A 24596-nucleotide genomic window follows, 5' to 3' on the forward strand; every position below is an offset into this window, starting at 1 on the left:
CGGCCCTCCGCCTGCAGCTTGCGGCACAGCTGCAGGAAGTTCGCCTGCGCCGCGGCATCCAGGCTGGCGCAGGCGTCGTCAAAGACGAAGAGCCGCGGGCGCAGCGCCAGCACCGCGGCAATGGCCGTCCGCTGCCGCTGTCCGCCGGACAGGCTGCGCACCGGATCCATCCGGCGCTCCAGCAGCTCGACCGCCGTAAGGGACTGCACCACCCGCTCCTCAATCTCAGCGGGTGAAACCCGCATATTTTCAGGACCGAAGGCCGCCTCGTCCTCTACGATGCCCTGAACGAGCTGTGCATCCGGATCCTGAAACAATACCCCTATCGCCTCGGCCACCTCGGCAATCGGCGCCGTGGCGGGATCGAAACCATTAAGCAGCACTTCCCCGGTTCTTGTGCCTCCGCCGCTCCTCGGAAGAAGACCGCACAGCAGCTGGCACAGCGTTGACTTCCCGCTCCCGCTTGCCCCGAGGACCGCGACCCACCCGTTCTGCTCGATCTCCAGATGGAGATCCTGTATAACCGGGCGCTCTTCTCCATCGTAAAGAAATCCGAGGTCCCGGCATGTTACCGTTGATCCCGACATGGAACTATCCCTTTACGGCGACGGCAAACCGGCGAAGCAGGCCTGTCTTCACTAACGCCTCTCCTAACACTTTGGTTAACAGACCGCAGAGGAGCACACCGCTCAGAATGCGCACGACCAGCGCAATACCAAGCACTTCAAGCGGCCAAGACGTATATCCGAACATGTTGGCCGCGAACAGAAACCACAGCGGTACCATCGCGCCGCCAACCAGCATGAGCACGCCGGCACTCCACTTTTTGTGGCGGTAGATGGCAAAAATCGTCTCGGCCACGATCATATAACAGCCTGCGGCTACAAAACACGAAGCGATGCCGTATACCGTACCCGTCAGAGCTTGAATCGTGCCGCCAATCGCAAAGGTGACAACCGCCGTCCCCGGTTTACGAATGATGTAATAGGCCAAGAGCCCATACACCATGTAGATGCCTGTGGTCGTCGAAGTTGCGATGGGCCCGCCAAGACTGCTCAGCAGTTTGTTAACCGGCCCTATGTACACCGTTAGAACGGCATTGACGGCAGCGAGCATCGCCATCAGGATAATTTCCTGGGTCGTAAAAGCAAACCATTTTTTTGAAGATGATGATGAATTCAAATGTAGTCCTCCTTAATTCCAGCCATGACTGGCTGTACTAGCACTTTCGGATGCTTCATTTCATATTTTGCATGCTTCCTCCCCAACCGTCAACCTAATTTTTAATATAAAAGGTTAACAATTTAAACAATCCACCACACAAAAACCGTTGCTAACACATACATGACAGCCGATATGACCGCCCATAAAGGAATGTTAACCTCCGTACGGTACGTTCGTTCCGGATACGCGCCAAAGCCTTTGGACTCCATGGCACCCGCCGTTTGCTGCACGCGCCGCAGCGCATTGAGCAGAACAGCCGAGACAAACTTCAAGCCATAGCTGATTCGGTTACCTAGGCCCCTTGGTGGCCGATGGCCCCTTACCTGCTGGGCAGCCAAAATATGGGTTCCCTCTTCCTCCAACAGCGGGATAAAGGTTAGCGCAGCGGATATGCCAAACGCAAACCGGTAAGGGATTCGAAGACGTCTGGTCAATTCGGCTACCAGTTCTCTCGGATCTGTCGTCAAAATATAAGCCATCGAGGTTAGAAACAAGGTAAACATCCGGAGCGTCATGGCACCCGCAGCGTTAAGCGCCTCCTCTGTTAAGGAGATGGGTCCCCACTGCAGCCATATGGTCTCTCCCTTGACCGTCAGGCTGGTCAGAATGAAATAGGGTACAGCAACGATCGCAATCAGCCGGATCCCTCCCAGCAGCCGCTTGCCTGACACCTGGCCTGCAAATCGGGCTTGTCCGATGCATAACAGAAGGAATAACGCCTGCTGCCAGGCCTGATCAAGCAGCATGGCTATCACAGCGGTGCAAAATAATATCACCAGCTTGCTTAATGGATCATATCGATGAAGAAGCGTGTTACCCTTCTCATATTGAATCAGCATATTACAACTCCTGCCTTTCTATCTGCCTTGCCCAATCTTTTCTTAAACGTGAAAAAACGACGGCATCCACGTAACCGCTTGGCGTATGGCGATAATCTCTTAAGACGCCTTCGCGCGTATAGCCGATCCTCGTAAACCAACGGCATGCCCGTTCATTTCTCGGATCAACAAAAGCTTCAATCCGGTTCAGTCCCATGGAAGTGTACCCAAATGCCGCAACCATTTCGGCTGCCTCTGACATGAAGCCCTGCCCCCATAAAGCGCTTGTGAGCTCACAGCCGAATTCGCCTTTGAACGCGCCATCCAGCTGCCAAATATTAAACCCGCAGCTGCCGATCAATTGGCCTGTGTCGATGGCTTCGATGCCCCAGCGGATGGCCTCGTCCTGCTCGGCAAGCAGATGCAGCCAATGAATCAAAGCCTTTGCGTCCTCAGCCGAATGCATGGTGGGCAAATCCAGAAAAGCGGTCGTATTCGGATCGGACCAGCAGCGGAACATCGCTTCCGCATCATCCGTCTCCATCCTGCGCAGCCGTATTCGCCGGCCATTCATTTCCGGAATGATTCCCTTGCAGACATACATGGTTTTTGCACCTCCTTGCAAAAAATCCGACTTGTATCGAATGTTTCCGGTGATACTATGTCGTGTATAAAAGAGTATAGCGAATATTTAACCCGTGTCCTGGTCATCCTTCAGTATCTCTAGAAGCTGGATGTATCTATATTGATGGATTCGGAAGGCTTCCGTCAATATGCATGTTACAGCCCCGTTGAACAGTACCGAAGAAGGAGGAAAGTCATCTGAGTATGAATATCGCGATTATCTTGCTGTTCACCGTCGTTATCATTCCCGCTGCCATTACGCAAATCGGATATCTGCAGATTACAAGGATGAGAGTAAAGAACGATCTCAGGCTGTTCACCGTGCTGGAAAAAGCCGGACTGTACAGCAGAGAGCAATATGAGTCGCTTCAGAAGAACGAAGTGGTCATCACAAGTTTTGACGGTTTAAAGCTGTGCGGCGCAGCCATTGAGAACAATCCCGGCTCCAAGCATTGGATGCTTCTCGCACACGGCTATACCGGATCCCGAGCCGTATCCACCCAATTCATCGATTTGTTCACAGAAGAGGGCTACAATGTCCTTCTTATCGACCAACGCCGGCATGGGCGAAGCGAAGGACGTTATACCACGTACGGCTATTATGAGAAACACGATGTGCAAGCGTGGGTTCGCTGGCTTATTCGGCAGTATGGACAGGATGTGGCCATCGGGCTTCATGGTCAATCGCTGGGAGGCGGGACCGTGCTTGAATATTTGTCCATTGCCGAGCCGCAGGTCAAGCTTGTCATTGCCGATTGTCCGTATTCCGATTTGACGGATTTAATGCGGCATCAGCTTACACGCATTAACAAAATCCCTTCGGTGCCGTTCCTGTCTTGGGTCAATGCCAGAATACGGCGCAAAGCCGGGTTCAGCCTCGATCAAGTCAGTCCGATCCGTGCTGTTCGGAACAGTACGCTGCCGGTTATGTTTATTCATGGTACCAAGGATAATTACGTGCCTACCCGAATGAGTATCGAGATGTTTGAGGCCAAACCGGAACCGAAAAAACTTCTTCTTATCGAAGGCGCTATCCATGCAAACGCTTATCACGTTGATCCCAAGCAATATCGGGAAAGCGTGCACTCTTTCCTTCGTGAACATATAGATCAACCCGTAAGAGCACCGCAGGTGGACGCTGAACGAGTATCACAGCCGGATACGGAAGCTGCGCCTGCCCCGCATTCTTTCCAGTTGGAGTTGGACGGCTCACTTGAAACGATATAGACCGGAGTTGATACTTCATATCTCTTCAAAAAAGCCCCCGCCTGCACGCGTAAGAACCAGCGTGAGTCGGGGGCTTCTTCTAATGTTATACCTATTATCTACCTACGCCATGGAGTCTGCCTTCTTCGGATTCACCGGTTTAAGCACTTCATCACAAAGCTCCTTAAGCCTGCTCTGGATTTCCTTGAATTCCTCGATCCCGGCTCCCGTGAGACTGTATCCTTCCCCGTGCGCCGTCAGGAAGTTCTCCTCGGTCAAGCGTTCGAGCTCATGCTTAACCTCCCGGTCGCCAACCTTATATCCATGGCGCTCCAACTCGGGCTGCATCTCGCTGATCGTTAAGTCCCGCTCATGGGCGTAATAGAGCATATGAATACCGATAAACAAATTCTGTACGTCTGCCCGCATTAAGGTCTCTCCCTCCATCTGATTAAAATTAATACCTGGTCATGTCATACATTACCCTTGCGCCTGGAAGAGGAATCAGCCGGATCCTCTTGATGCTTCTCTTCTCCGTGGCTTATCCCTTGACGAATATCATATACTTATACTAAGGTCATTAAACCAACGCGAATAAAGGAAGGACGGAAATCCACATGTTTCAAAACACACCCTATGAAGGCACCCGGAGCGAGCAATACGTACAGGTCCTGAACCAATTAAAAGCACTTATACACGATGAGCCCAATGCCATTGCCAATTTGTCCAATGCCTCTGCGCTCCTCAAGCAGTTTCTATCGGATACGAACTGGGTCGGCTTCTATCTCTATGATGGTAAAGAACTGGTGCTTGGACCGTTCCAAGGTCTGCCCGCTTGCATTCGGATTCCGATGAATCGTGGCGTTTGCGGCACGGCTGCGGCTGAACAGACGACACTGCTTGTTCCCGATGTACATGAATTCCCCGGGCACATTGCCTGTGATGCAGCTTCGAACAGCGAAATTGTCGTTCCGATAATGGTGGACGGGGCATTGTATGGCGTTCTCGATATCGATAGTCCGCTAAAGAACCGTTTCGACCAGGAGGACCAAGCTTTTCTGGAGGAGTTTGTCCATATATTGGAGGGCCAGCTTACTTTATAATCAGGATGTTTTCACGTATTCTTCCGTACACTAACCAAGGATTTGAAACCACAATTCTTAGGAGGAATACACGCTATGTATCAAATGAATAACAATAACTCGCAAATTTCGCAGCAAATTCGTCAGTGCGAGCAAATTCTTCAGCAGTTAACCCAACAAACGCAGCAGGCTTCGGCTATGTACCAGCAGTTGATGCAGCAGGAGCAGCAAAATACAGCCCGCCTGGAGGAGCTCGCTCAGCGAGAGCGCCAAGCGGCACAGATGATCCAGTCTGCCCTTCAAGGCCATCAACAAGCGATGCAGCAGTATCAGCAAATCTCCCAAATCGTTAGGCAAGTCGAGAATTCCGTGCAAGCTCATAACCAAACACAGCACATTCAGCCTTCGTTTGGCCAACAGGGTTTTCCTAACACACATCAAGGCCAAGGCTTCCAATAAGCATAAGAATGTTAAAAGGGGTATCTCATAGGTCCATAAGACCTGCGAGATACCCCTTCCATCGTTATTTACTTCGTATCTTCACTTACGCTGAATTCGATCTCGGCTTGTATCTTATACCTCTTCGGCTCTTCCCCATTCGAACCGCCCGGGTCCGCCCCGTGCGACTGTAAATCAATCACGAAATCCGCAGATCCGTAGACGACGTAGTGCCCGCCCGGAAAACCATCCTTCAGCGAATGGATGAAATCCTTGTACCTTTTGTCGTCCCTGCTGTCGTAACCGCCGCCGATTTTGTAATATTCCCGCAGTGGCTCGCCCTTTTTCAGCTTGGTGGTGATATAAGGCTCATTCATGGCGTAACTGATGTTGTAGTCCCTTGTGAGCTCTTTCATCGGGAAATAAAAGACGGAAGCCGCATGGCCGATCGTAATCTCATCCTTTTCGCCGATATATTCCAGCTCCCCGTATACTTGAACCTGATCTCCCCGTTCATACTTCTCTTTCTCGCTAACGAGTCGATACACGAAGTCGCCGTCGGTCATTTCCGCCTGACTTCCCCTGGCAGCTTTATTCAATGTAGGATCAGACGGAGCCGCCCCCTGCGTCTCCTGCTTCACACAACCTGTTAGCATAATAAGCAACAAGATAAACCCGATATAAAGGTATCTTTTCATCTTTACTTTCACCTCAACTTCCAGACGGATGATCTGAAGGCAATGTTGCATAGAAATGCAAAAAAGCCGCATCCAACCCCCCTCAAATTTGCGAAGTTTTGGATCGACTTATACTCAAACTGTACTATATAATGGCAGCCTGAATTATGATGGCCGCAGGATACATTGAATTTTCAAGACTCGTAAATGTTCTTTACCCGTCCCACCTGGCCATCTTGAAGTCGTACTTTAATGCCATGCGGATGGTTCGGGGAATTGGTCAGAATATCTTTAACAACGCCACGGGTTAATTTGCCCGTTCGCTGATCCTGCTTCAATACGATATCAACCTCGAGTCCCGGTTTGATATTGGAACGCTGTCCACCATTCATCGTCGTCCCTCCTGTCCATTTCTTGATGCTGTCCGTTCTCTATTGTCCACCTTACTAAAAATCAAAGGTGAAAAGCAAATCCCAAATAACAAAGGACTGCCCGTTAAAGATCGTTCAGATCAATTCGGACAGTCCTTCTATCTCATACTAAGTATGAATATATACTTAATGAAAAAATGACACAGATACGTTACAGGACGCTTCCGCCATGCACGAAGCGATTTTTCCAGGAATCACCGAAGGTGCCTACCAGGACACCACCGGATTGTTTCGAATACGTATGCAGCAGTTTATTATCTCCCAGATAAATAGCTACATGCGTGATCCGCTGTTTGGACTTGTCCAATCCGGCATAGGCGGATGCCGATGAACCTCTGTAACTCATAAAGAATACCAGATCCCCGCGTTTTAATTGATTCACGTTATATACAGCAGTTCCTTTGTCCTTGATGTACTGCCCTTGCTTGCGGGAATCGCTTGGCAGCGTAATGTTAGCGCCGTCCATAAATGCGCGGCGGACAAAGGCCGAGCAGTCAAAGGTTTTCGTTGAATTGCGGTTAGAACCGAATTCATATGGCGTGCCCAGATACTTCATGCCTGCACTGATTACTTTTTCAACGCTTGCGCTTGCAGAAGGCGCAGTGCTTCCCGAATTGCCGGAATTACTGCCGGAATTGTTAGAAGAGCCGTTACTTTGGTTAATATATTTAGAGGAAGCATATCCTTGCTTACCCTCCGAAGTTTTAATCTTATACCACCCTGAGCTGCTACCCAGAATTTGAACGCTGTCACCTTTATACACACGATCCAAGACTTTACCCGAAGTCGAAGGCTGATTGCGCATATACACATTCGAGCTTGCTACACCTTTGGTTACTGACTGCACGCTGGCAGCAGCCACTTCATTCACAGACCCATATCCGTAAGAACCAAGAACAGCTGCTGATAGAAGCGCTCCGGCCATCAATTGTTTAAAGCTTTTTTTCGAGAAAATAATGATCTCCCCCATCTCGTTAGATTGTGGAATGACGAAATTGTCATTTTCGTGATCCCGCAATCATTATAGACAGGCTATGTCTTGGGACGCATGCTACCATCCTCACAAAAACGTATGCCAACTATTGGTAAAGAGGGGGACTTTAGTCTCTTTTTATACTTTAATTTAGTATAAATAGATTATTTTAGAAATAATACATGCCAAAATAACCCAACCATCCCGGTATAACGAACTCCGGAATTCTCTGTTGGGTCTTTCTACTTACCATATATACGTATTTTTTGTTGTTATTGTTGCATGAGAGAATATATTTGAATCACTCCGACAGCTAAAAAAGCCTGTCCAGACGGGCATCCCCATCTGACAGACTCTAGTTTATCGTACATCCTAAATTTCATTCCACTACAATTTTGTAAACATTTAACCTTATGGCCTCTTGGAATAGAGCGGATACCCAGGGTTTTCCGGTACGTCAATCAGGATGACCCTGACATTCTCTTGCGCCTTAAGGCTCAGCGTCTCGCCATGCTTCGTATCCATTACCATAAAGTCCCGCTGACGAAATTGGAGGCTTTCCTCTTCGGCACAAAAGCTGCCCGCTCCCCTCACGGCAAGCACAGCCGCTCTCCTGCCGGACTTCAATTCATACTGAGCTTCGTTCCCGGCCAGAATCTGAATATCCAGCATCCTCACATCAACGGATAAATCAGTTGGCGCAGAACCGCCAATCATCGTTTTAACCAGCCCACCCTGTATGCGGGTTACCGGAAAGGAATCCGGTCGATACTGACGACAGGCAGGATTCTGTTTCAATGAATCGCGAAGATACGGCTCGAACCAAATCTGAAATCCTTCTGCATCCGGCCCAGTGAGACGTTCCTCGTGCGTTAGTCCGGAACCCGCCCTCATCAATTGCAGGCCTCCAGCCCCCAACTCATTGTGCGTACCATGCGAATCCTTATGAACGCCCTTCCCCTGAATCATATAAGTTACGATTTCAAAACCCTGATGGGGATGAGGCGCGATATAACCTTCGACGGGCGAACGAAACCAGGACCAATAGAAAAGCGGTCCCACCCGGGTCACGGCAGACCCTTCTCCGGAGAAACCGATCGGCTTCTGCTCCGTTATCCTTCCTCCATCGAGAGAGCCCTTGCTCTGATCCTCGGGTGGATATACATTTCCTATCATGTCCAGTCTCCTCCTTTCACCCATCCATGATGACCTTGAACAGGTGCTGCATTGATTGTCTCGGCTTTAAGATAGTATCCACGATAACAGAATATATATCAACATCCTTAAATTCCCTTATTGAGGATGCATATTTGCGAATCACTTTTCAGTTTATTTTCAGTTTATTTTCAGTTTATGTTCAGTTTTCATTCAGCTGGAGCACGTATGATAAAGTTGAAGGAATGAGATAAGGGGAGTTTTGTGTTATGGAATCAATGCATCGTATTCGCATTTTGCTCGTGGATGACGAGCCGCATATCCTGCAGTTTCTGGAGCTTGGTCTCCATAATGAAGGGTTTGTGGTGCGGACGGCCCCCGATGGGGAATCTGCAATAATGGAAGCAAGCCGCTTCGAGCCGCATATCATCGTTCTCGATGTGATGATGCCGGGAATGGACGGACTTGCGGCATGCCGACGCTTGAAGGAGGAGGGCCGGGATGTCGCGATCATCATGCTTACCGCAAAGGACGAGATTGATGACCGTGTGAAGGGCCTCATGATCGGCGCGGATGATTACATGGCCAAGCCCTTCAGTTTCGAAGAGCTGCTTGCCCGAATTCAAGCAAGGCTGCGCAATCAGTTCCCGAGCCTGCTGGGTGAACTCCAGCTTGGCCCATTCACCATCGATGACCGCAAGAAAGAAATTGCATACCAAGGGGAGGCACTTGAGCTGTCCCCCACGGAGTATAAGCTGCTTAAATTGCTTGTGACCAAACACGGCAGCGTTTTGAGTAAACCAAACATTTTGAATATTGTGTGGGATTATGACTTTGGCGGAGAGGACAACATCGTGGAGGTTTATATCCGATCCCTGCGCGAGAAGCTCGGCGATAAGGAACACCGGGTCATTCGCACGCTTCGCGGAGCCGGCTACCGGGTTGATTTGCCATGAGTTTGCGAATACGTTCATCCGGACCTACGTCTCTACGTACGCAGCTCCTGTCACGATCCCTCATCGTCTTGGCGCTTCTGCTCGTGCTGATCGGCGCATTGCAATATGTGTTAATGAAAAATGCCCTGTTCCGCAATCAAGCCGAGGCTCTTTCCCTTCAGGCTCGCTCTATCCCCGTGGAGATATGGGAGCCTGATCGGGAGCCGCGTAACCGGTCTGCAGGGCGAAATAACGAAGCCCTTCCGGAAAATCCGCGTCAGGGAGACAGACCTATGTTTTTTCTGCCAAACATGTCGCTTGCCAAGATAGAAGTTGACGGAGGGTATACCGACCTCGCCGCTGGCAACGGTCTGTCCGCACCACAGCTGACAGCAGAGGTTTATTCAGCGATTCTGGAAAAATTCCAGGGACGTCAGCCTATTTCGTATGTAGTGATCGACAATGCCGAAGGCATCGAGCAGATCATTGTCTTTCGTCCTTACGGCAACCCAAACAGCCCCTCAGGTGTGCTGCAGCTTGGATTGGATACGCAGCCGCTGCATGCCGTTCTATTGCGGCAGCTGCTGATTTTTGCCGTACTGGCTTTACTTGCCATGGCTGCGGGGATTGCATTGTACCTGCCTTTGCTGCGCCGGACGCTCCACCCGCTGAACCAAATGGTCAAAACGGTCGAACGCACGGATGCCGGAAACTTGGCGGAGCGATTTCCTGCCGTGCAGGGTCAACGGGAGATTGACCGCTTGGCCGAATCGTTTAACGGCATGCTGGAACGGCTCGAGGATGCGTTTGATGCCGAACGCGAAGCCAAAGAGCAGATGCGGAGGTTTATTGCCGATGCTTCGCATGAGCTGCGAACGCCGCTGACTTCGATTCACGGTTTTCTGGAAGTGCTGGGCCGCGGCGCCGCCGACAACCCGGAGCAGCTGCATGCTGCACTATCCAGCATGCACGGGGAATCCAAGCGCATGAAGAAATTGGTTGAAGATTTGCTTCTGTTAGCCAAGCTTGATCGCAAGCCGGAGCTCCATCTGCAGGAAACCCGGCTGGATCAGCTGTTGCTTGAAATGGAGCCTCATCTACAGATGCTTGCCCAAGGCAGGAGTGTAGCGATTCGAGCGGTACCGGTGCTGTGCCGATGTGATCCCGATAAAATCAAACAGGTCATCTACAACCTCTTTCATAATGCGGTACAGCATACTGACTCAACTACAGGGCAGATTACCGTAACGGTTAATAAAACCAAAGACCAGGTCGTACTGCTGGTTGCCGATAATGGAGCCGGGATTCCGAAGGAGCATCTCCCCCATCTGTTCGAGCGCTTCTACCGTATCGACGAATCCCGGACCAGACAGTATGGCGGTGCGGGTCTTGGATTATCCATTACCCAATCCATCATTTCCGCGCATGGGGGGCAGATTAACGTGGACAGCAAGGTCAACCAAGGAACGGTTTTTCGTGCCGAGTGGCCGGGCATCAGTCCCTAGCCTGTAATCCCCTTCATGCACCGTTCGTTCACGAAGCGGCGGTCTGTAGGAAATTTTTCGTTTCAGCAGCGATTTCCGTTGTCTTTGCTAACATATTTTTTTCCTTAAATCTTTACAATTTGGTACAATACAGTCGGTACTAGAATGTCGAATGAAGGGACTATGATCGATATGTTCAAAATCTTTATTGTCGAAGACGATACCGGACTGGTTAACCTGCTGAAAGAGTATCTTCATAAATTCGGTTACATGACGCAGTCCGTTCATGACTTCGAGACGGTACGCGATCAATTTGAATCGTATGGCCCCCACCTTGTGCTTCTGGATATCAATCTGCCAAAATACGACGGCTATTATTGGTGCCGCCAGTTCCGCAGCCTCTCCACCTGTCCGATTATCTTCATCTCCGCCCGTGACGGGAAAATGGATCAGGTGATGGCCTTAGAAAACGGCGCCGACGATTATATAACCAAACCTTTTGACTACGAGATTGCCATGGCCAAAATCAAGAGTCAGCTCCGGCGTGCCTACGGCTCCTATGCTGTCGCACAGAATGAGCGGGTTCTGAGCGTCGCCGGGCTTACGCTCGACGTTGAGCGTCTCTCCCTGTCGCTTGAGCAGACCCAGACGGAAATCAGCCATACCGAAGCCAAAATATTGGACGAGTTAATGAAGAAGCCCGAGCAGATCGTCAGCAGAGACCGGCTTCTCGAGAAAATATGGGATGATCAGGCCTTTGTGGACGATAATACACTGAACGTATACATCACCCGCGTCCGCAAGAAACTCACTGCCCTCGGAATCGAGGATGGCCTTCAAACCGTGCGCGGTCGCGGCTATCGACTGGTACCGAACTGGAGGGACAAAGCATGAAGCTATTCCTGCAAGAACAGCGTCCCTTAATAATGGTATACATTGCCCAGCTTATGTTGATAACGCTCATTTACAGACTGGATGGTTATCGCAATTTGACGGTCAGTCTGTACGCGAGCATCATCAGCTTACTGCTGCTTCTCGGCTATCTGGCCTTTCGCTTTATTGCCAACCGTTCGTTCTATAAACGATTAGAGCAGCCACTCCCGGGAGAATCCCTCACCGGCGAATCCTCGGCAGAATCCTCTCACACTCCGCTCGCTGAAGCGCTTCATCAGCTGCTAAAAACCCAGTTCCGGCATTACACCACGGATCTGCATAACTATAAACATAAAATTGAAGGACATCTTCAGTTCATCAACCAATGGGCCCACCAGATGAAAACGCCGATTTCGGTCATTCACCTGATTCTTCAAGATGACGATGATCCCCGTTTCGCTGCAATCGGCGACGAGCTGGACCGACTCAAAAAAGGGCTTGATCTGGTGCTGTATACCGCAAGGCTTGATACGTTCGAGCATGATTTTCACGTGGAGAACCTGCCGCTTCAGCGAATCGTCCGTCATGTCACTTCCGAGCAAAAGCGTTTGTTTATCCGGCGGAGAATTTACCCGTCCATCCGGATCGATTCCGGACTAACGGTGGCCACGGACGAGAAATGGCTCTCTTTTGTGCTGACGCAGCTGCTGACCAATGCGGTTCGGTATACGCTGAAGGAACATGGCACCCTCTTTTTTAACGGCTACACCCGGGAGAATCAAGTTGTGCTTGAGATCCGGGACGAAGGCATCGGCATTCCCCAAAGCGACCTGCCGCGGGTATTCGACCCCTATTTCACCGGAGAGAACGGTCGCAGGTTCCAAGAATCGACAGGCATGGGGCTGTTTCTTGTCAAACAAATATGCGATAAGCTTGGACATGCCTTCGAGATCGAATCCAAAGTGGATGAAGGAACGACGGTCCGTATCATTTTCATGGATTCTTCAGGCCACATTGCTCAATAGCTTCATGGCAAGCAGCGCCTCTGCTTAGTGCCCATTCGGATACTATGGCAGTGGCAGTCCCTGATCTAACATCTAACTTACGGCCGTTCAAGAAACCTTACAAGGTTGTAAGGTAACTGTAAGTTACGAATATGGCATGGAGGCGACCGAATCTTTTACAATGAGATCATCGTTATAGAGGAGTGAAGATATGCCCATCCTGAGCGTCAAGCATCTATCCAAAATCTACGAGGGTAAAGTGGCGTTTCAAGCGCTGAACAATATTCACTTCAACGTCGCCAAAGGAGAGTTCGTCGGTATTATGGGTCCATCCGGCAGCGGAAAAACCACGCTCCTCAATCTGATTGCAACCATTGATCAGCCCACGGCCGGGGAAGTGATCATCAATGGGCGCAATCCTCATCTGCTCAGCAGAAGCGACACTGCTCTGTTTCGGCGCCGGGAGCTGGGCTTTGTCTTCCAGCACTTCAATCTGCTGGATACGCTCACCGTTGAGGAAAATATCGTTCTCCCGTTAACGCTGGAAGGCATGCCGCTGGACGAAATGGGCAGCCGGCTGAGCCGGATCGCTGATCGACTCGCCATCGGATCCATTCTGCATAAGCATACCTATGAGATTTCCGGCGGACAGATGCAGCGAACTGCCATAGCCAGGGCACTCATTCAGGAGCCCTCCCTGATTCTCGCTGACGAGCCCACAGGCAACCTGGACTCCAAAGCCTCCAAAGAGGTGATGCAGACGCTTTCCGCATCGAGTAAAGAGGCTTTCGCAACGATTCTCATGGTCACTCATGATCCGGTGGCAGCCAGCTACTGTGACCGCGTCTTGTTCATCAAGGACGGACAACTATATAATGAAATGTATTGCGGTGACAACCGCCAAGCCTTTTTCCAGAAAATCATCGACATGCTGGCTTTACTGGGAGGAGGCAGTCATGACCTTTCGACAATTCGCTTTTAGGAATGTCCTGAGGAATAAGCGGACCTATGCAGCCTATTTCTTAAGCAGCGCATTCTCCGTCATGATATTCTTTGTGTGCGCGCTGTTCCTGTTCCATCCTTCGATAGCGGGCGAGATGTTCTATCCGGTTGTTATCCAAGCGATGCTCGGCGCCGAGCTGATCATGTATGTATTCTCGTTTTTCTTCGTGCTGTATTCCGTCGGGGCCTTTCTAAAGACGCGCAAGCGCGAGTTCGGCATTCTGTTCATGCATGGCATGACGGATCGCCAGTTTAACAAGATGGTTTTTCTCGAAAATATGATCATCGGCGTTAGTGCCATTGCAACGGGCATCCTATTCGGCGTCATTACAGGCAAGCTGTTTCTGATGGCTGGTTCGGCCTTTCTTGGAATCCCGCCCCTGCCGTTTCGACTGCCCCTGCGTGCGCTTGGACTGACGGTCGCAAGTTACGTGCTGCTGTTTATCATTATCTCGCTGTGCACATCCTGGCTGCTGCGTCCTAAAGCGTTGATCGATCTGTTTCAGTCCGGACAGCGGCCGAAAACGGCGCCCAGGACATCGCCCTGGTTAGCCATATTGGCAACCGTGCTGCTGGTGGTCAGCTACAGCTTGGCAGCCACAACAAGCGCGTCGACCCTCGCGCTGCGCATGTTTCCGGTTACCTTCATGACGATGATCGGCACCTATCTGTTGTATACGCAGTTAGGCGTTGCTCTTGTGCGAAGGCTGAAACAGAGCCGCCGGTTAGCCTGGAGACGAACCAAGCTGATCTCGCTATCCAGCCTGCATTACCGGCTTAGGGATCATGCACAGATGTTCTCGATGGTAACCATCGTGCTGGCTGTTTCCTTTTGCTCGGTAGGCGTATTTGCCTCCATCCCGGTGCTCACGAAGCAATTCAATGAGGATTTCCCTGCCGCCATCGGCTATCTTGCCAAAACGGGAGACATCTCCGAGAAACAGCATTTACATGAAATTCGACAGGAGCTTGAATCGAAAAAAATACCGTTTGAAACGCTATCGTTTCGCGTGAAATATACGGAAGCCCAGCCGGCTTCCGCGCAGGTCGGGCAGTTGCAAAATCCGTTGGCACTGATCTCCTTCTCCGACTATAAGGCGGCGGTGCTGATGGCGGGGCTGCCATTTGATGAACAGCCGCTGAGCGGTGAGGATGCTCTTGTTCTCATTGCCTCGCAAAATGACAGAGCTTATATTCGCCATCGGGAGCACGCTTCATACCGGATCCATGATTCCGAAATCCTCCTGCATGAAACCGGTTATTCCGATCATGTCGGCGTACCGGAATATTTGCTGCCGGAAATGGACAACGATTCCCGCTTCGGCGGGCTTGTGGTCAGTGACGAAACCTTCGCCGCCATCACGAATCCGGTCCGGCTAGAGCGGTACACCGGCTTCTATGTAGATGATTTCACGAAGACTGAGGGCATCGTCCCTCATCTGGCCCCACGCGGGGCGGTGCGTTATGAGATGGGCCAGCCTTATGCGCTGGCGGTCAGCGGCACGCTGTTTGCCCTCCGGGACAGCCTGTACAATATGCTGCTCTTCGCGGCACTGCTTGTGGGTACGGTGTTTTTTATCGCGGCAGGAAGCTTCCTGTACTTCCGCCTCTATGCCGATCTGGATTATGACCGCAGGCATTATGCCACGATATCCCGGCTTGGAATGACCGATAAGGAGTTCCGGCGGATCGTCACCGGACAGCTGGCTCTGCTGTTTTTTGTTCCGATCGGCCTTGCGATTGTGCACAGCATCTTTGCTTTTGTCGCGCTGCAGAGCTACTTCTATTTATCCATTGCGGCAGAAATGGGCATCGTGCTGATCAGCTTCCTGATGATGCAGGTTATGTATTTCTTCTTCATCCGCAGTCAGTATCTGCGCAAGCTGAAGCAGACCCTTATATAAAGGATGTAAGCAGCATTCTTACTTTGAAAGAGGTGTAACTTTTGGAAAACTGGATTACGGATATTATGGAGCAGTTCGGCTATATCGGCATCCTGCTGATGATTGCCCTGGAGAACGTGTTTCCTCCAATCCCCTCCGAGGTCATTCTTACCTTCGGCGGATTCATGACCACCTACACGAAATTGACGGTACCAGGCGTAATTATTGCAGCTACGATCGGATCTATAGCCGGTGCTGTTATTCTGTACGGGATTGGTCGCCTGCTCGATGTCGAGCGGCTTGAAAAAATCGTGGATCGTTGGGGACATATCCTTCGCGTCAAAAAAGAAGACATCCGCAAGGCGGATGCGTGGTTTGATAAATACGGCTACTGGACCGTGCTGTTCTGCCGTATGATTCCGCTGATCCGAAGCCTGATCTCCATCCCGGCGGGGATGTCCAACATGAAGTTCGGCATGTTCCTCCTCTTCACGACGATCGGTACACTGATCTGGAACATTATTCTGGTATGCGTGGGAGCCGCTGTCGGCGGTTCATGGGAAAAAATCGTGGCCTTCATGGACGTCTATTCCAATATCGCTTATGCTGTAATAGCTGTGACCGTGATTGCGTTTCTGTTCCTTTTCTTCCGCAAGCGGAGAAAGTCAGCTTAAAATCGGGTGCCCGCTGAAAAGTTGAAGATTGGATCACGCATTTCATGCCATTCATCATTCGTATCATTACTTTTAATATTTTTTGTAAGGGAGAGACTATAGGTCATGGATTTTTTAACCATCCTGAAAGCAATTATTCTGGGAATCGTCGAGGGACTGACCGAGTTCGCTCCTGTATCCTCTACCGGACATATGATCATCGTTGATGATATGTGGCTGAAATCCGAGGAGTTTCTGACGAAATACGTAGCCAACACCTTCAAGGTTGTCATTCAGCTTGGCTCCATTCTCGCCGTCCTCGTTGTGTTTAAGGACCGCTTCCTGGATCTCTTGGGACTCAAACGCAAAAAGCCTGAAGCAGGCGTACCTGCGGGTACAGGCAGATTGAAGCTCAGCCAGGTTATCGTCGGTTTGATTCCGGCCGGTGTTCTGGGCGTCTTGTTCGAAGACCTGATTGACGAGCATTTATTTTCCACCGAAACGGTGCTTATCGGACTTGTGATCGGAGCCATCTTCATGATCGTTGCCGATAAAGTCAGCTCGAAAAAAGAGCCGAAAGTGGTCACTGTCGACCAAATTACGTACAGACAGGCATTCAGCGTCGGACTGATTCAGTGTCTGTCGCTCTGGCCGGGCTTCTCCCGCTCCGGCTCCACCATCTCCGGAGGCGTCATGCTCGGTATGAGTCACCGCGCGGCGGCTGACTTCACCTTCATTATGGCTGTGCCGATCATGTTCGGAGCCAGCTTACTGTCGCTGCTGAAGAACTGGGAATACTTCACGCTGGAGGCTCTTCCGTTCTTCATCGCCGGTTTCGTGGCAGCCTTCGTCTTCGCCTTGATCTCCATCCGCTTCTTCCTGAAGCTGATTAACCGGATCAAGCTGGTGCCGTTTGCGATCTATCGGATCGTGCTCGCTGCTGTTATTGCGTTGGTGCTTTATCTGTAAAACCGTTCGTTCATGTATATTGAATACACAAGATTGGTAAAAGGCGGGGCTGTCCCTAAGTCATCTTCAATGACTTTGGGGACAGCCCCGCCTTTTATTAAGGGTGCGCGGATAGCTATCGTACAACCGTATCTCTTTTGTTATAGAATTTCGTTTACCGCGTTCGAGAACCATTTCGTGATGATTTGCGGCCTTGTTATGGCGCTGCCTACAACCACACAGTAAGCTCCCATTTCGATCGCTTTTGCAGCCTGCTCCGGTGTGTTGAAGTTGCCTTCTGCAATGACTGGCTTCTTACACTGCTTAATCAGTTCTTCCAGCACGGTGAACTTCTCCACATGCTGAGACTGCGGTGTATAACCAATAAGCGTCGTTCCAATGTAGTGGAACCCCAATCGATCTGCTCGCAACCCCTCTTCCGTTGTGGAGATATCCGCCATGAACTTCTGCGAAGGATATTTTGTAAAGATCGATTGCAGGAATGCCTCATCCTGATCCATCGTTGCTTGCACAGCAATAATCTCAACCCCCGTACCAACAAGCGCATCCACTTCGGTCATAGTCGCTGTAATGAACGATTGCATGCCCGGATAGTCTTTTTTGATAATGCCAATAATGGGCAACTCAACTTGCTTCTTAATTTCCTCGATGTCTTCAACGCTATTAGCACGGATCCCCACCGCACCGGATTCGGCTGCCGCAATGGCCATACGTCCCATAATAAACGAACTATGCAACGGTTCGCCTGGCAAAGCCTGACATGATACAATTAATCCTCGTTTCACAATATGTTCCCTCCAAGCCATATCCTCTTTTATTCTTCTCCAATAGCCTCATTTATCTTTTGTTTAATTAAGTCGGCTTTTGCGCCAAATACAGCCTGAATCCCGCCTTTTACTTCCAATACTGCAGTAGCACCCAGTTCTTTAATTGTATCCTTATCTACTTTCGATACATCTTTGACTGCAACCCGAAGTCTTGTAATACATGCATCGACATCTTCCAGGTTCTCCTTGCCACCAAGCGCATTCAGCACTTTCATCGCGGTCTCTCCAATGCTGTCCTTGGTTTCAACCGATACGCTCTCCCCATCACTTTCACGTCCAGGTGTCGCCACATTGAATTTCGTAATTAAGAAGCGGAACACAAGGTAATAGATGATAGCCCAGAAGAGCCCCACAATAATGACATAGATCCAATTCGTTTTGGCATTCCCCTGTAGAACCCCAAAGAGCATGAAGTCGATGGCCCCGCCAGAGAAGGTATTCCCGATACGAACGGATAACATATCCGCGATCATAAAGGATAGACCATCTAGAGCCGCATGAATCACGTATAACCAAGGAGCGACGAATAAGAACATAAACTCAATCGGCTCCGTAATCCCTGTCAGGAACGATGTCAGCGCTGCACTAAAGAACAAACCAAACACAAGCTTGCGACGGTGCTTCGGAACGCAATGATACATCGCTAGACATGCCGCAGGAAGACCAAACATCATCGTAGCAAAACGTCCTGCAAAAAAACGGGTTCCTTCGGAGAACATTCCAACATGATTCGGATCAGCCAGTTCGGCAAAAAAGATTTTCTGCGCACCCACCACTTGCTGACCTGCAACCGTGGCGACACCGCCCAGTTCTGTGAACCAGAACATCGGATAAATCATATGGTGTAGACCGACAGCACCTGTAAGACGAAGCAAGAATCCGTATAAATAGGTACCGAAATATCCCATTCCGGCTATAGCAGTCCCTGCCGCTACCAGCCAGCCTTGAAATGTTGGCCAGATTAAGAAGAAGATCCCGCCTACAAAAATAGCACTAAACGATGAGACGATCGGAATAAACCGCGAGCCTCCAAAAAATCCAAGAAAGGAAGGTAATTGAATCCCCCGGTATCGATTGTTCAAATAAGTAACCAGGATACCAATGACAATAGCCCCTACAACTCCGGTGTCAATGGATTCAACGCTTGGATTAAATACAGTGATCATTGCACCAATCGATGCATTCATAACCAGGAACGAGACGGCTGCCGCCAGGGCAGCAGTACCTTTATCTTTTTTCGCTAACCCCACGGCAAGACCAATACACATGATTAGCGCTAAGTTGGCAAATACAACATTACCGGCTGCCGACATAATTTGAAAAACAGCTTGTAAAAACCGCGTGTTCAGAATCGGATAGGCAGCAATCGTATTCGCATTCGATAAGGCTCCCCCAATTCCAAGCAGCAAACCCGCAGCAGGCAGGATTGCAATCGGTAACATAAATGACTTACCAAGCTTTTGCAACTGTTTAAACATGGATTTTCCTCCTATTGGATCAATCATTGTATTCCATCGCGATATGTCAATTCTACATCATGAAATTATTTTAGTAAATATAATTTTACTAAAATAATTTTATTAATTGGTAATTATTCTATGACACTTAGTATGAACAATGACAATAAAAAAACCTGTGCCCCTCCAGTAGACGAAAAATACGTCAACTTTTGAGGTTCACAGGTACGGTGAAAGCTTTATTTTTAATCCATTCGATTATGTTCAAGAATCGTATTAACTGTAATTTGCATCCGACTATTTAAATCCGGATCCGCAAGTAAGATCATGCATAAAATATCTATCGCATACATGACGGAAAATTGACTGTTTACAAACCTTTCTTTATCAACAAACAATGTATTGGAGACCAAAATAAAAGAGTCCACTTGTTGCGCCAGCGTACTTTCGGAGAAGCTGGTCAGACAGATGACTTTACACCCATTATTCTTTGCAATTCTGGTTGCGTCGACAATGACGGACGTTTCCCCTGAACTGGAAATCGCGATAACGAAATCATTCTCATTCACTATCGAACTATTGATCAGCATTAAATGAGAATCCGTAATACTCTGCACATTGAAGCCCATACGCAGCAAGCGAAGCATCATTTCCTTCGCTGAAAGTCCCGAGCTCCCGATTCCGTATATGTAAATTCGCGCTGCGCTCTTAATCGCTTCAGCAAGTCGATGCAAATATGTAATGTCCAGTAATTGATTCGAACGCTCAATGACCGTCTGATAGAATTTAGATACTTGAATGAGAATATTGTCCTCCGCCGAAGGAGCCGTCGCAGTACGAAGCCTGCCCAACTGAACCTTCAATTCGGCAAAATTATTGCAACCAATCTTCTTGCAAAAATGCGTGATTGTCCCATTCGAGACACCGACATGGTTCGCCAGCACAGATATATTCATGTTATTAATTGATTGACCTTCTTGAAGAATATAATTCGCTACCAACTGTTCTTTCTTCGAGAAAGTCGGATATAACTGCTGAATAACCATATAAATATCCATTGAATCCACCACCGCCATTTGGGAATTATAACAAAAAAAGCATATGGATTCAATATTATGGCTATGGGCGTGAATGCTAGTGCCCATCCTGAATCCTAGTTCGTAAAAACGGTATGCAGAGAATGATATCGACTACTACAGTTGCTCCTTTGAATAATACCGTACCTTCTTACCATGACTGCTGGCGTATTCGATCTCGGCCCGAGTGCTGTCTCCAATATAGCCATTCGCATCGATTACAAAGATTTCGTCCGACATATCGATTTTGCGGAAGTGCAGCTCTTTAAGCTTGCGCTCCTGCTCCTCCGTGATCTCGATCCCGTCGCTCTGCTCAAAAAAACCGACACTAAGAACTATGTGTCCGCTTAACGTAAGCGCAGCTTCGACTTCCCGAAACTGTGCTTTAAACTTGGTCGATCCGCATAGCGTTATTACCTGCATGGTACACCTTCCTTTTGGCAAATAGATGCTCGTTTTCTTCAAAATATCGTGGACAAGAAAAGATACGGATGATAAGAGTTATTTCTAATGCGCTGAAGCTATCTATGATTGTCATAATAATAGAGTAATTACTCAAGACCATCATAGGAGTAAATATGATGCAACGCAACCATTCATCCATGAAGAAAAAAGAAGAAGCCCTCCGATAAGGAGGGACTTCAGGCTAATGAACTGAAGCACGTCTTCCGCGCGGTTATCAACGCGCATCCACAGCCCGCAGTATTCTTTGACGTTCTCGGTTTTGACAAATCCGGAGAACCGCATCCGCTTGCCCGCATACTTATCGGCTTTGAACTGCTGCATCATGGTCGCAAATGCGCCAGCCTCCATGGGGGTAAGGGCTTTTAGGTAACCGGAAGTGCTTCCTTGGTGGACGGTGGAACGGTCGACGCCGATTTCATAATCATGCGGGTGGCTTCCGCTCAGAAACCAGCCTTTTAATTCGGGTTGAGATTGCTGCTGCATGTGATCCTCTCCTTTATAGTGGTTTGAGTGATGAGCGTGAACCGCAAAGATTTTCCGGTAACGCCCCGGCGGCATGCCGTATAATTTTTTGAATGCTCTCGTAAACGACTCCTGACTCTCGAAGTGGCAGTGCAGGGAAATGTCGATAATCGGAGCCTCGGAATGCAGCAGAAGCTGTGCTGCATAACAGAGTCTTCGTTTTCTAAGGTAATCCGCGATGTTCATACCGACCTCCTTCCGAAACAAGCGGTGGAAGTGATATGGCGAAAAACCGGCATGGGATGCAATCTCCGCGAGGGTCAGCTGCTCCTCCAGATGCTGCTCCATGTATGCTATGCTATTTTGAATGATACGCTGGGTACTCAAGGTCAGGCCCTCCTTTGTTATTAAGAATACCAAATGGAAGAAGGACGTTTTTGATCTTTTTTGCCAACATCAAAAAGCCCCTTCGATTACTAAGATCGAGGAGGCTTTTGCTATGACATGATTCTCATTATGGATCCCGGGAAAGGCTTCCTGCGTGTCGTCGACGGCGACACATAACCGAGCGTGCATCCTGCTGTACGGCTATAGCCGGGAAAATCGCATTTACCCCAGCGGTTTCAGCTGAACGGTACGCTTGGTGCTTGCGGATTCATACGCTGCAATGGCTACACGGGCAGAATAGTACCCGTCTTCCCCTGTTATTTCGACCGGCTTGCCGTCGCGAATGCTGTCGATAAAGCTGTTGACAAGACCTGCATCCATATCATCGCCCCAGAAGCTCCACGCAGCTTTACCAGTTACATCGCTGTAGACATCGTTCTTCTGGGCAAAAGAATCAATGTTCAGCACACCCTTGGTGCCGATGATCTCAAGCGTTACATCTCCCCAGGTCGGGAAGGTGCGATTACGGGACCAGCTTGGGTCCAGTACAGCAACAACGCCATTCGCGAATTTGACGTGGACCATGCCGGCATCGTCAATCTCCGTGTCATTGAAGAGTGTTTCCGCATGGGCGTACACTTCCTCTGCCTTGCTGCCGGTAAACCAGTGCATCAGGTCCATTACATGGACGGTATGGTCCAATACGGCTCCGCCGCCCGATTTCTCCCGTTCGATAAACCAGCCGCCAGGCATGCTTCCCCGGTTGGTTCCCTTCATGGCCAAAATCTCACCGATTTGTCCCGCGTCAATCGCTTCCTTCGCCTGACGCACGGAGGTGATATAACGGCAAGGAAAAGCCGTCATGAGCTGAACGCCATGATCCTTGCACACTTGAATCATCTCCAGCATCTCGGACTCGGACAAGCCTAACGGCTTCTCGCACAGCACATGCTTACCCGCCGCAGCGGCAAGCTTGGTAAATTCCGCATGTCGTGCATTTTCCGAACAGATGACAACCGCATCCAGTTCCTGTGCCAGCAATTCATTATAGTCTGCATAATACGGGATTCCCCGGTCCACCGAGTAAGGACGCACGCGCTCCGCGTTCTCATCCGCGACTCCGACCACCTCGACATCCTCCCGCTTCAGCATGCCTAAGAGATAACTCGCCGCATGCATATGGGCAAAGCTAATAAAGCCTACTTTAACTTTTTTCATGAAATCGTCCCTCCGATCATCGCGGGCTGTCCAGTCTGAGCCGATTGCTCCGCTGCCTGAGCGATTTCAACGGCATAACAAGCATCCTTGATACTGACGAGCGGCTCGCTGCCGTTCCGGATGCACTCGATAAAATGCTGCACCTCGTAATAATATGGGTCATACAAGCTTGGGCTTGAAGGAACCTGTACGGCTGCTCCCTCTCCTGCCTCCGCATTCACCAATTTAATATCCAGAGACTGCACCTGATTGCTATCAAATCTTATGATTCCTTGGTTTCCCGAAATTTCGAACTGCGTCGTAAACGGTCCAGGATACCCCCAATAGCCGGTTAGACTCGCGATTGCTTTATTTTTAAAATGAAGCGTAAGCTGAGCATACTCCATCTCAGGCTCATCCCGCTTAACGGTGGAAGCATATACCGACTCTACTTCCCCGAACAGCCAGCAGGCAAAATCGATATCGTGAATCAAGAGGTCCATGATAACACCGCCGCTCTTGCCCGGATCGTTATACCATCCATCCATGCCCTGCGGATACGAACCGTACCGCTTAAAGTGAGCCATCTTTGGTGTTCCGATGCTCCCGGAGTTGGCCTGCCGATAGGCATCATGATAGTTCGGGAAGAATCGAACGACATGTCCGATAAACAAGCGGACTCCATGCTTTTCGCAGGCTGCCCTCATTTCCAGTGCATCCTCCAGGGTCAATGCAGCCGGTTTTTCGCAGATGACGTGCAGTCCTCTTTCAGCTAACTTCAGCACAAACGGTTTATGGAGATAGGTGGGCAGACACACCGCAACCGTTTCCAAATCTTTTTGTTCAAACAGCGACTCTACATCCGTGTATGCCTTCGCCCCAGTCAAAGCTGCTGCCCGCTCAGCCCGCCCGGCGTTAATATCAACCACGCCTGTCACCGTTACTCCCGGCATTTTCGCCAAATTGTGCGCATAGGCTGTCCCCATCGTTCCGCAGCCCAAAATCGCTATGTTCATGCTTCTCCCTCCAGTATACCTATAATGACTTGAACCAAAAGGTGATACCGTATTCGTTTCGTTGTCCACGAATACGCCCCCCCCTGTTACATTCTTCATGTGACATGACATTCCTGCCTCTATTTCGCATGATTCGTGCTTTTTTGAACTTATGCCGCTAACTTGGTAAAGTGTATATAGAGAGTAGTAAAAATCTTCTATATGACGGTTCAGCCATTTATGAATAACATTCGAATAGGGTCGACAGGAAAGATCCACAGAGAGAAAGGGTGTAGAGT

Annotated in this window: 27 protein-coding genes; 11 read left to right on the forward strand and 16 right to left on the reverse strand. The window is 49.6% G+C overall.

The window, feature by feature from the left end; all coding sequences use genetic code 11:
• The 4 genes from M4D81_RS24725 to M4D81_RS24740 form a co-directional block, all read right to left on the reverse strand.
• A partial coding sequence (locus M4D81_RS24725) for an energy-coupling factor ABC transporter ATP-binding protein (protein WP_260068391.1) occupies nt 1-587 on the reverse strand: 587 nt, incomplete at its 3' end.
• A gap of 4 nt (nt 588-591) precedes the next feature.
• Nucleotides 592-1182, reverse strand: a complete 591-nt coding sequence (locus M4D81_RS24730) for an ECF transporter S component (RefSeq protein ID WP_397376776.1) — start codon at nt 1180-1182, stop codon at nt 592-594.
• A 122-nt stretch (nt 1183-1304) separates the two neighbouring features.
• Nucleotides 1305-2063 (reverse strand): energy-coupling factor transporter transmembrane component T family protein, encoded by a 759-nt coding sequence (locus M4D81_RS24735; protein WP_071221897.1) that lies wholly within the window; start codon nt 2061-2063, stop codon nt 1305-1307.
• A 1-nt stretch (nt 2064) separates the two neighbouring features.
• Complete coding sequence (locus M4D81_RS24740; RefSeq protein WP_260068392.1) at nt 2065-2646, reverse strand: GNAT family N-acetyltransferase; 582 nt, start codon at nt 2644-2646, stop codon at nt 2065-2067.
• 224 nt (nt 2647-2870) lie between these two features.
• On the opposite strand from M4D81_RS24740, the gene M4D81_RS24745 reads away from it, so the two are divergent.
• Nucleotides 2871-3893, forward strand: coding sequence for an alpha/beta hydrolase (locus M4D81_RS24745; RefSeq protein WP_260068393.1), 1023 nt, complete (start codon nt 2871-2873; stop codon nt 3891-3893).
• 102 nt (nt 3894-3995) lie between these two features.
• On the opposite strand, the gene M4D81_RS24750 is transcribed toward M4D81_RS24745, so the two are convergent.
• Nucleotides 3996-4301 carry a hypothetical protein gene (locus tag M4D81_RS24750; RefSeq protein ID WP_260068394.1) on the reverse strand — a complete coding sequence of 102 codons (306 nt, stop codon included), beginning with the start codon at nt 4299-4301 and terminating at the stop codon, nt 3996-3998.
• A gap of 188 nt (nt 4302-4489) precedes the next feature.
• On the opposite strand from M4D81_RS24750, the gene M4D81_RS24755 reads away from it, so the two are divergent.
• Together M4D81_RS24755 and M4D81_RS24760 are read left to right on the forward strand one after the other, a co-directional pair.
• A complete protein-coding gene (locus tag M4D81_RS24755; protein ID WP_260068395.1) occupies nt 4490-4975 on the forward strand; it encodes a GAF domain-containing protein in 486 nt (161 codons plus the stop codon).
• Between the two features lie 75 nt (nt 4976-5050).
• Nucleotides 5051-5413, forward strand: a complete 363-nt coding sequence (locus M4D81_RS24760) for an AMP-dependent synthetase and ligase (RefSeq protein WP_071221902.1) — start codon at nt 5051-5053, stop codon at nt 5411-5413.
• A gap of 68 nt (nt 5414-5481) precedes the next feature.
• Here M4D81_RS24760 and M4D81_RS24765 read toward each other — a convergent pair whose 3' ends face one another.
• The 4 genes from M4D81_RS24765 to M4D81_RS24780 all read right to left on the reverse strand — a co-directional run bounded on the left by M4D81_RS24765 (nt 5482) and on the right by M4D81_RS24780 (nt 8649).
• Nucleotides 5482-6090, reverse strand: a complete 609-nt coding sequence (locus tag M4D81_RS24765) for a hypothetical protein (RefSeq protein WP_260068396.1) — start codon at nt 6088-6090, stop codon at nt 5482-5484.
• Between the two features lie 173 nt (nt 6091-6263).
• The gene (locus M4D81_RS24770) at nt 6264-6461 is read right to left on the reverse strand and encodes a YwbE family protein (protein ID WP_053490029.1); all 198 of its coding nucleotides are present in this window, start codon (nt 6459-6461) and stop codon (nt 6264-6266) included.
• A gap of 190 nt (nt 6462-6651) precedes the next feature.
• On the reverse strand, nt 6652-7470 hold the full coding sequence (locus M4D81_RS24775) for a C40 family peptidase (protein ID WP_071222300.1): 819 nt from the start codon (nt 7468-7470) through the stop codon (nt 6652-6654).
• Between the two features lie 414 nt (nt 7471-7884).
• Complete coding sequence (locus tag M4D81_RS24780; RefSeq protein ID WP_071221904.1) at nt 7885-8649, reverse strand: pirin family protein; 765 nt, start codon at nt 8647-8649, stop codon at nt 7885-7887.
• Between the two features lie 248 nt (nt 8650-8897).
• Between M4D81_RS24780 and M4D81_RS24785 the strand changes: the two genes are divergently transcribed.
• From M4D81_RS24785 to M4D81_RS24820, 8 genes are all read left to right on the forward strand, one after another.
• Nucleotides 8898-9584, forward strand: coding sequence for a response regulator transcription factor (locus tag M4D81_RS24785; protein WP_071221905.1), 687 nt, complete (start codon nt 8898-8900; stop codon nt 9582-9584).
• Nucleotides 9581-11068, forward strand: a complete 1488-nt coding sequence (locus tag M4D81_RS24790; RefSeq protein WP_260068397.1) for a sensor histidine kinase — start codon at nt 9581-9583, stop codon at nt 11066-11068. Before M4D81_RS24785 ends, M4D81_RS24790 begins: the two co-directional genes overlap by 4 nt.
• Nucleotides 11069-11239: 171 nt before the next feature.
• Entirely contained in the window at nt 11240-11941 is a 702-nt protein-coding gene (locus tag M4D81_RS24795) for a response regulator transcription factor (RefSeq protein WP_260068398.1), read from the forward strand.
• Complete coding sequence (locus M4D81_RS24800) at nt 11938-12945, forward strand: HAMP domain-containing histidine kinase (protein ID WP_071221907.1); 1008 nt, start codon at nt 11938-11940, stop codon at nt 12943-12945. Before M4D81_RS24795 ends, M4D81_RS24800 begins: the two co-directional genes overlap by 4 nt.
• 190 nt (nt 12946-13135) lie before the next feature.
• Nucleotides 13136-13906 (forward strand): ABC transporter ATP-binding protein, encoded by a 771-nt coding sequence (locus M4D81_RS24805; RefSeq protein ID WP_071221908.1) that lies wholly within the window; start codon nt 13136-13138, stop codon nt 13904-13906.
• Entirely contained in the window at nt 13881-15830 is a 1950-nt protein-coding gene (locus tag M4D81_RS24810; protein WP_260068399.1) for an ABC transporter permease, read from the forward strand. The genes M4D81_RS24805 and M4D81_RS24810 overlap by 26 nt, the downstream gene beginning before the upstream one ends.
• A 41-nt stretch (nt 15831-15871) precedes the next feature.
• Nucleotides 15872-16483, forward strand: coding sequence for a DedA family protein (locus M4D81_RS24815; RefSeq protein ID WP_260068400.1), 612 nt, complete (start codon nt 15872-15874; stop codon nt 16481-16483).
• Nucleotides 16484-16588: 105 nt separating this feature from the next.
• On the forward strand, nt 16589-17431 hold the full coding sequence (locus M4D81_RS24820) for an undecaprenyl-diphosphate phosphatase (RefSeq protein ID WP_071221911.1): 843 nt from the start codon (nt 16589-16591) through the stop codon (nt 17429-17431).
• 140 nt (nt 17432-17571) lie between these two features.
• Here M4D81_RS24820 and M4D81_RS24825 read toward each other — a convergent pair whose 3' ends face one another.
• From M4D81_RS24825 to M4D81_RS24855, 7 genes are all read right to left on the reverse strand, one after another.
• Nucleotides 17572-18216, reverse strand: coding sequence for an N-acetylmannosamine-6-phosphate 2-epimerase (locus M4D81_RS24825; RefSeq protein WP_397376777.1), 645 nt, complete (start codon nt 18214-18216; stop codon nt 17572-17574).
• A 29-nt stretch (nt 18217-18245) separates the two neighbouring features.
• Entirely contained in the window at nt 18246-19736 is a 1491-nt protein-coding gene (locus M4D81_RS24830; RefSeq protein WP_071221913.1) for a PTS transporter subunit EIIC, read from the reverse strand.
• A gap of 224 nt (nt 19737-19960) precedes the next feature.
• Nucleotides 19961-20773 (reverse strand): MurR/RpiR family transcriptional regulator, encoded by an 813-nt coding sequence (locus M4D81_RS24835; protein WP_071221914.1) that lies wholly within the window; start codon nt 20771-20773, stop codon nt 19961-19963.
• Nucleotides 20774-20908: 135 nt separating this feature from the next.
• The gene (locus M4D81_RS24840; protein ID WP_260068401.1) at nt 20909-21214 is read right to left on the reverse strand and encodes a hypothetical protein; all 306 of its coding nucleotides are present in this window, start codon (nt 21212-21214) and stop codon (nt 20909-20911) included.
• Nucleotides 21215-21355: 141 nt separating this feature from the next.
• Nucleotides 21356-22105 carry a helix-turn-helix domain-containing protein gene (locus tag M4D81_RS24845; RefSeq protein ID WP_260068402.1) on the reverse strand — a complete coding sequence of 250 codons (750 nt, stop codon included), beginning with the start codon at nt 22103-22105 and terminating at the stop codon, nt 21356-21358.
• A 222-nt stretch (nt 22106-22327) separates the two neighbouring features.
• Complete coding sequence (locus M4D81_RS24850) at nt 22328-23323, reverse strand: Gfo/Idh/MocA family protein (protein WP_260068403.1); 996 nt, start codon at nt 23321-23323, stop codon at nt 22328-22330.
• Entirely contained in the window at nt 23320-24318 is a 999-nt protein-coding gene (locus M4D81_RS24855) for a Gfo/Idh/MocA family protein (RefSeq protein WP_260068404.1), read from the reverse strand. The genes M4D81_RS24850 and M4D81_RS24855 overlap by 4 nt, the downstream gene beginning before the upstream one ends.
• Nucleotides 24319-24596 lie beyond the last annotated feature (278 nt).

This window comes from Paenibacillus sp. p3-SID867 (assembly GCF_025142895.1).
In the GTDB taxonomy this organism is placed as follows: domain Bacteria; phylum Bacillota; class Bacilli; order Paenibacillales; family Paenibacillaceae; genus Paenibacillus_AQ.

Coding starts and splice junctions, on each gene's coding strand:
- M4D81_RS24735 (WP_071221897.1), bottom strand. CDS start 2,063: ATGCTGATTCAATATGAGAAGGGTAACACGCTTCTTCATCGATATGAT.
- M4D81_RS24740 (WP_260068392.1), bottom strand. CDS start 2,646: ATGTATGTCTGCAAGGGAATCATTCCGGAAATGAATGGCCGGCGAATA.
- M4D81_RS24745 (WP_260068393.1), top strand. CDS start 2,871: ATGAATATCGCGATTATCTTGCTGTTCACCGTCGTTATCATTCCCGCT.
- M4D81_RS24750 (WP_260068394.1), bottom strand. CDS start 4,301: ATGCGGGCAGACGTACAGAATTTGTTTATCGGTATTCATATGCTCTAT.
- M4D81_RS24755 (WP_260068395.1), top strand. CDS start 4,490: ATGTTTCAAAACACACCCTATGAAGGCACCCGGAGCGAGCAATACGTA.
- M4D81_RS24760 (WP_071221902.1), top strand. CDS start 5,051: ATGTATCAAATGAATAACAATAACTCGCAAATTTCGCAGCAAATTCGT.
- M4D81_RS24765 (WP_260068396.1), bottom strand. CDS start 6,090: ATGAAAAGATACCTTTATATCGGGTTTATCTTGTTGCTTATTATGCTA.
- M4D81_RS24770 (WP_053490029.1), bottom strand. CDS start 6,461: ATGAATGGTGGACAGCGTTCCAATATCAAACCGGGACTCGAGGTTGAT.
- M4D81_RS24775 (WP_071222300.1), bottom strand. CDS start 7,470: ATGGGGGAGATCATTATTTTCTCGAAAAAAAGCTTTAAACAATTGATG.
- M4D81_RS24780 (WP_071221904.1), bottom strand. CDS start 8,649: ATGATAGGAAATGTATATCCACCCGAGGATCAGAGCAAGGGCTCTCTC.
- M4D81_RS24785 (WP_071221905.1), top strand. CDS start 8,898: ATGGAATCAATGCATCGTATTCGCATTTTGCTCGTGGATGACGAGCCG.
- M4D81_RS24790 (WP_260068397.1), top strand. CDS start 9,581: ATGAGTTTGCGAATACGTTCATCCGGACCTACGTCTCTACGTACGCAG.
- M4D81_RS24795 (WP_260068398.1), top strand. CDS start 11,240: ATGTTCAAAATCTTTATTGTCGAAGACGATACCGGACTGGTTAACCTG.
- M4D81_RS24800 (WP_071221907.1), top strand. CDS start 11,938: ATGAAGCTATTCCTGCAAGAACAGCGTCCCTTAATAATGGTATACATT.
- M4D81_RS24805 (WP_071221908.1), top strand. CDS start 13,136: ATGCCCATCCTGAGCGTCAAGCATCTATCCAAAATCTACGAGGGTAAA.
- M4D81_RS24810 (WP_260068399.1), top strand. CDS start 13,881: ATGACCTTTCGACAATTCGCTTTTAGGAATGTCCTGAGGAATAAGCGG.
- M4D81_RS24820 (WP_071221911.1), top strand. CDS start 16,589: ATGGATTTTTTAACCATCCTGAAAGCAATTATTCTGGGAATCGTCGAG.
- M4D81_RS24830 (WP_071221913.1), bottom strand. CDS start 19,736: ATGTTTAAACAGTTGCAAAAGCTTGGTAAGTCATTTATGTTACCGATT.
- M4D81_RS24835 (WP_071221914.1), bottom strand. CDS start 20,773: ATGGATATTTATATGGTTATTCAGCAGTTATATCCGACTTTCTCGAAG.
- M4D81_RS24840 (WP_260068401.1), bottom strand. CDS start 21,214: ATGCAGGTAATAACGCTATGCGGATCGACCAAGTTTAAAGCACAGTTT.
- M4D81_RS24850 (WP_260068403.1), bottom strand. CDS start 23,323: ATGAAAAAAGTTAAAGTAGGCTTTATTAGCTTTGCCCATATGCATGCG.
- M4D81_RS24855 (WP_260068404.1), bottom strand. CDS start 24,318: ATGAACATAGCGATTTTGGGCTGCGGAACGATGGGGACAGCCTATGCG.